Genomic DNA, 1,327 nt, shown 5'->3' with positions numbered 1-1,327 from the left:
TGGGCTGTGTCAAGTTTTGTTGACGGTTAGACCCGTTTGTTTTGGTTAGGCTGCAAGGGCCTCGGGGAGTAATTCGGGGCTGGGGGTCAGGAAATCGGCCATCGCCTCAGCGGGAATGAGGCCGGTCGCACTATGGCGGCGCTGTCGGTTGTAATACGTCTCAATCCACGACAGTGTCTCTAGGCGGGCGTGCTGCTTGGAATCGAATTGTTTGCGCTCATGCAGCAGGTGAAGTTTCAGCGTGGAAAAGAAGGATTCCGCCACCGCATTGTCCCAGCACACGCCAACAGAGCCGACAGACAAGCGAACGTCGAGTTCTTCGGCGCAGTCAGCGAACACCTTTGAGGTGTACTGACTGCCTCTATCCGAGTGGAATATCGCATCACCAGCAACGAAGCCTCGATCATGGGCCATGGTCAAGGCATCCACCACAAGCTTCGAGCGCATGGAATCGGCCATTGACCAGCCCACCACCATCCGGGTGCCCAGATCCATGACTGTGGCCAGGTACATCCAGCCTTCACGGGTGCGCAGGTACGTAATATCTCCGCACAAGACCGTGGTGGGCACTGGGGGATAAAACATCCGCCGCAGGTAGTCTTTGCGCAGGTCAGCGTCAGGATCCGCAATGGTGGTGCGTACCTTCTTGCGTCGGTACTTCGTGACTAAATTGTTCTGCGCCATGATGGTGCGCACCGCGTACAACGTGGTGTCAATACCTTCAGCGACCAGGTCAGCAAAAATGGTGCGAGCACCGGCAAACCCTTTGTGCTTGGTCGTGAAAAGCTCTGTGACGCGGGCACTGATGGCAAGCCTGCGCCCCCTGGGAGAAGATGCAGCCACAGGGGTGTGGTGGCGTTTCTTCCAGGCGTAGTAGCCGGCTCTGCTGACGTTAAGGACGCGTGCCATCATGGTGACCGAGTATCTGGGCTTGGTCGTGCCTTCTTTGTCGAAGTGGTAGATGACGCGGAAGAAGTCGTCTTCTACTGCTCCTTGGCAAAGAAGGCGCTGACTTTTTTTAAGAACTCGTTTTCAAGCTCCAGCTCCCGGATTCGTTTGGTCATTTCAGCTGGGTCTTGGGAGTTGGGGTCTGCTTTGCGCAGGTGAGAGCCGCGGCCGGTGCCTTGGGTGCCTTTGGCTTTGGCCACCCACCGGCCCAGAGCTGAGGAGGAGATCCCGTACTCGGCAGCGACTTCCTCGCGTGTCTTGCCCAACACGAGAACCGCATCCACGCACTGCTGTTGAAATTCTTTTGGATAAGCCTTCGGCATAATCACACATCCTTGTCGTTGAGGGTTTCACCGTCAACAAGAATCATGACAGCTCA

The 1,327-nt window shown here is 56.4% G+C and carries 1 protein-coding gene and 1 pseudogene; both read right to left on the bottom strand.

What is annotated here, in order from left to right:
• Positions 1-45: 45 nt before the first annotated feature.
• Positions 46-969: pseudogene (locus tag ACZ6ZO_RS12835) on the bottom strand (IS3 family transposase); the annotation flags it as partial.
• Between the two features lie 14 nt (positions 970-983).
• A complete protein-coding gene (locus ACZ6ZO_RS12830) occupies positions 984-1,271 on the bottom strand; it encodes a transposase (protein ID WP_182384945.1) in 288 nt (95 codons plus the stop codon).
• Positions 1,272-1,327 lie beyond the last annotated feature (56 nt).

This window comes from Corynebacterium sp. NPDC104732, from assembly GCF_055583565.1.
The sequence above is the reverse complement of the archived record's forward strand: the minus strand, read 5'-3'. Positions and strand labels throughout refer to the sequence as shown.

What these genes read in the sequence shown, in the direction of transcription:
- ACZ6ZO_RS12830 (WP_182384945.1), bottom strand. Translation starts at nt 1,271, where the DNA reads ATGCCGAAGGCTTATCCAAAAGAATTTCAACAGCAGTGCGTGGATGCG.